The following is a 4,041-nucleotide window of genomic DNA, read 5'->3' as shown; positions in this document are numbered from 1 at the left end:
TTAGTATGCTGCATGTGGTCGTGATTGTCATGCGAATTATGATTCATCGTTTGTTTCTTCATGTCTTCGTCGTTCATATTTGCCTCCTATACCCCTACTTTCATTTTTATCTTAAAACATTTAGACTAAAAACCAATGAACGAAAATGAACGGAGTGTTGATTTATGAAAACTGAAAGTGCCCCAGCGAAGATCAAAATCGCTTTTACCCAACTCATGCAACAAAATACGTTCGATAAAATCACCGTCGCTGCCATTGTGAAAGCTGCCGGCATCAATCGTGGCACTTTCTATTTACACTACGAGGACAAATATGCGCTGGTCGAAATCTTGGCTGCCGATCTGTTATCAGCAATCCAACAGATTGTTCACGATAATCCTGGTAGTCAGTCTGAAATCTTAACGCCAACTGGTACGCATAGTTTGCTGACGTATTTATACGGTGAACGTCAACTGCTCCGCGGGTTACTTTTCAGCGGTGCTGATTTGCAATTCCAGTACAAGCTCAAACTCATTCTATTGGAGAATGTTCAGGTCAAACCACACGGTCTGCCTGAGATTTATGCCAAGGAAATGATTGTGGCACACTTTATGAGTGTGATTCTTTTATGGCTGCAACGTGATTGTCAGGAGCCAATTGATCAAATTGCCACGTTATTGCAAACCGGCACCATGTCAGATGACTGGCACGCCTTATATCACCATAACTAACAAAAACGCACAACTCCATCACAGAGTTGTGCGTTTTCATTAGGCCTCTTTCTCTAGTTAGCCGCGAGTACTTGTCTTTGTCGCTGTACCAACTTCACGAATTGCACCTTCATTCTTGGTGGAATCCGCACCGGTTCAGGCTTAACCGTAATTAAACCTGCCGTCGCAAATTCATCCAACGCTTTACGCTGCGCTGGCGTCATGTCATTCGCGTATTGTTGCACACCATTGTGTACACTCATTGCGCCTGTAATTTTCATGGCATATGCCGTCATTGCTGTGTAGCAAACCTTTGGTACCGACTTAATATAGTCTTCAATTGTCGTGTTTAAATCACGCGCTGCCAACGCATTCAGCATCATGCTGTGTGATCCACGCAAATCGTACCAAAGCCCCTCTTGCGTCAAAATTCCCTCAAGACCCGTTTCAGGCTTATTGCTGCAATCATTCGTGGCCAAAAATTCTTGTACCGTCACCGGCGGATTTTTGGCCATGAATTCTGCAACCATCACCTGTACTGAGCCATTTTGCTGCAACCAATTTTCGATCCGTTGTGCCTTCTCCATTGCGTCCATAACGTTGAACTCCTTTCGTAGCCGTTGGATACCTCTAGCCTACGCTTAATTCGTTCAAATGTTAAATGATATGCCTTGGACCGACCACACGAGAATCTTTACATGACGTGTTGGTTGATGGTATTAACAATATCAACGCCATCATCCACGCTCAATACTAGGCGAACGTATTCCTCATCATGAAGTTGTACAACGATGACGTCGTTGCCACCGATTTCAGCATTATAGAACGTTTTTTCACCCTCTAAAATGAAGGTACCCGCATACTTACCCGGCACACGTAAACCAGGCCATTTCATCCCCTTTGGTTCTGCCAATGCTTCATTATCTAATGTTGCTCCCGCGATATGTGTATACGGGATTACCAAATTACTTTTGAAGCTCCACATCTTGTCTAGTCCGTTGATTGTAATTGTTAGTGTTTGTTCCCCAAACGTTACTGAATTAATTGCCATGATATCCCCCTATCATTTTGCCTTTGCTAATATCTGTAAACCGATCTTAACCGCTAATTGTTCTGTATCAATGTCCACCAAGTAATCCTGTAAAAAGTTCTTCACCACCGGATTATTCGGTGCAACTTCTAGTAACGCAACAATCAAAAAATCTAATTCTTGCTCAGTTAATGCATCGAGCGTCGGTAACTGTTGTAGGCCGGCCACAAAAATTCCTAACTTACTACCGTATGCCGCATATAAACTGCCCCGTAATAAGCCGGATGCTGTGACAAGTTCCGACACCGATGCACCTTCATACCCACGGGTAATGAAAACCGGTATCAATTGTTTTGCAATCGCTGCTTTGTCAAAGTTTCGCTGTCTTGCCATGTCGCCTCCTTTTTTCTTGACCGTTCGTTCAATATTATTATATTGCTTATTTGACTGATTGGTCAAGAATAATCACTTTACTCATTATGATATCCAGCCTTAAAAAAAGGAGCCGATGATGACCATCGTCTCCTTTACGCTTTATTCACTTACTTAAGCAGGCAATAAATCAAACGCCTTGTTGATTGTCGATAGATCCAATTCCTCTTCAACTGCTGTTACGGTTGCCTTTTCAGCATCCGTTGCATAGAAGCGTGCCAACATATCCGCTTTCGTGATTGTTGAATGATCTTGCCATGTGGTGTTATCCGAATTTGCCGATGCATTATCAGTCGTCGTATGAGGCCAAGCTACCGTAAACGATCCATCATGATTATCCACAAAACGGGCGACGTGATCTGCCCAACCGCCTGCGCCCTCACCATAATCATAGATAACAATCTTGTTTGCCGTCCCCATGTACACACCGTAATGCGTGTTCATATAAGGATTACCATCATTCCACGCTGCCGTAATTATCAGTGCTAATTGTGTCTTCTGAGGCAAGTTATCAAAAATATCATTTGGTGACTGCCGTGATGATGAACTAGCTGACGAGGCCACAGATGCCGATGAGGCTACCGTTTGCGATGTTTGTGTTTTAGCAGATGATTGCTTAACTTGTGCGGAAGCCAACTTCGCTGACATCGACCGTGTTTTCGCTTGCTCCGTTTGCAACGCTTTCTGTTGTGACTGATGTTGTACAACCGCGTACGCCCCTGCGCCACCAACCGCAACAACTACTAATGCCGTTGCAACACCGGCAATAAACCCTTTACTCATTTAACTAACTCCTCTTTAAATCATACGTAATATTGTAAACTGATTTATTTCCTGTATGTCAGAAATCCGGAAAATAATACTCGATAAAAAAGAACCAGCAGTTACACTGGTTCTCTTAGATTTATATGCTTACTACTTAATCGTTTGAGTTTCCACGATTTACCCAAGCTAGAATTGCGGTGCTACCTAGCAACAACGCAATAATATATGGCCAAATGTTAAAGGCACTTTCACTTTCAGGTGCATCAGCTACTTCTTTTTCAACATTTTGTTCACGTGCTTGATTCAAGATACGGTCAACACCGTTAACAGTACGAGCGTCATCAACACGGTCAATGAAGTCTCGTTTTTGTTCATCAGACAAATGCTGCATTTTATTAATTTCAGCAATTGCTGCTTTCTTCTTATCGGCTAATTTATCAGCCTTAATTTGGCTATCATTTTGATTTTGTGCATCGCTCAAAATAGCTTTAACTTCATCAGGCGTCGTTGCTGAATTAATGCGATCCTTGTACCCCTGCTTTTCAGCATCTGACAAGCCCTTCATCTTATCAACATCCCCATTAGCTGCATTTTTAGCGTCTTGTAGCGACGTATCAGCTGTGTAGGCAAGACTGCCACCAGTCGGTGTACTGTCTATGCCAACACCGTTAGTATTCATCGTTACTGGCGTTGAATCAGTCGGCACAGCACTTGTCGAAGTGTCAGTAGAGTTACCGCCATTCGTACCGCCATCTGTTGAGGTGACCGCGGGTATACCAGCATTATCGCTAGCAGGTACCGCGCCGGTAGCACCACCGTTGTTTGCACCAGCTACATCTGCATTTTCCAAAGCTGCCGGAGCTGCGCCTGTATCGCTAGTTGGTGCAATAACATCTGTAGCAACTGGCGCTGAGTCGCCATTGCCTGAGGTCGTGCCGCCATCACCTGGGGTTGTGCCACCGTCGCCTGAAGTTGTGCCATCACCGCCTGGAGTTGTGCCATCACCGCCTGGAGTTGTGCCATCACCTGGAGTCGTTCCGCCATCGCCTGGGGTTGTGCCATCACCTGGAGTCGTTCCGCCATCGCCTGCGGTCGTTCCATCACCGCCTGGGGTTGTGCCATCAC

6 protein-coding genes are annotated in these 4,041 nt (G+C 44.6%); 1 reads left to right on the top strand and 5 read right to left on the bottom strand.

The window, feature by feature from the left end; genetic code table 11:
- Positions 1-164 precede the first annotated feature (164 nt).
- Entirely contained in the window at positions 165-710 is a 546-nt protein-coding gene (locus ESE_RS11995) for a TetR/AcrR family transcriptional regulator (RefSeq protein WP_010375417.1), read from the top strand.
- 53 nt (positions 711-763) lie between these two features.
- On the opposite strand, the gene ESE_RS0111200 is transcribed toward ESE_RS11995, so the two are convergent.
- From ESE_RS0111200 to ESE_RS11990, 5 genes are all read right to left on the bottom strand, one after another.
- Positions 764-1,285, bottom strand: coding sequence for a hypothetical protein (locus ESE_RS0111200; protein WP_010375415.1), 522 nt, complete (start codon positions 1,283-1,285; stop codon positions 764-766).
- A 98-nt stretch (positions 1,286-1,383) separates the two neighbouring features.
- Positions 1,384-1,740 (bottom strand): hypothetical protein, encoded by a 357-nt coding sequence (locus tag ESE_RS0111195; RefSeq protein ID WP_010375413.1) that lies wholly within the window; start codon positions 1,738-1,740, stop codon positions 1,384-1,386.
- 12 nt (positions 1,741-1,752) lie between these two features.
- A complete protein-coding gene (locus tag ESE_RS0111190) occupies positions 1,753-2,112 on the bottom strand; it encodes a TetR/AcrR family transcriptional regulator (RefSeq protein ID WP_010375411.1) in 360 nt (119 codons plus the stop codon).
- 153 nt (positions 2,113-2,265) lie between these two features.
- A complete protein-coding gene (locus tag ESE_RS0111185) occupies positions 2,266-2,934 on the bottom strand; it encodes a hypothetical protein (RefSeq protein ID WP_010375409.1) in 669 nt (222 codons plus the stop codon).
- Positions 2,935-3,070: 136 nt separating this feature from the next.
- On the bottom strand, positions 3,071-4,041 hold a 971-nt coding region (locus tag ESE_RS11990), incomplete at its 5' end, for a GA module-containing protein (protein WP_010375407.1).

This window comes from Weissella cibaria KACC 11862 (genome assembly GCF_000193635.1).
Lineage (GTDB): Bacteria > Bacillota > Bacilli > Lactobacillales > Lactobacillaceae > Weissella > Weissella cibaria.
Note: the sequence above shows the minus strand (reverse complement) of the source record. Positions and strands in the feature narration are given on the sequence as shown.

Coding starts and splice junctions, on each gene's coding strand:
- ESE_RS0111190 (WP_010375411.1), bottom strand. CDS start 2,112: ATGGCAAGACAGCGAAACTTTGACAAAGCAGCGATTGCAAAACAATTG.
- ESE_RS0111200 (WP_010375415.1), bottom strand. CDS start 1,285: ATGGACGCAATGGAGAAGGCACAACGGATCGAAAATTGGTTGCAGCAA.
- ESE_RS11995 (WP_010375417.1), top strand. CDS start 165: ATGAAAACTGAAAGTGCCCCAGCGAAGATCAAAATCGCTTTTACCCAA.
- ESE_RS0111195 (WP_010375413.1), bottom strand. CDS start 1,740: ATGGCAATTAATTCAGTAACGTTTGGGGAACAAACACTAACAATTACA.
- ESE_RS0111185 (WP_010375409.1), bottom strand. CDS start 2,934: ATGAGTAAAGGGTTTATTGCCGGTGTTGCAACGGCATTAGTAGTTGTT.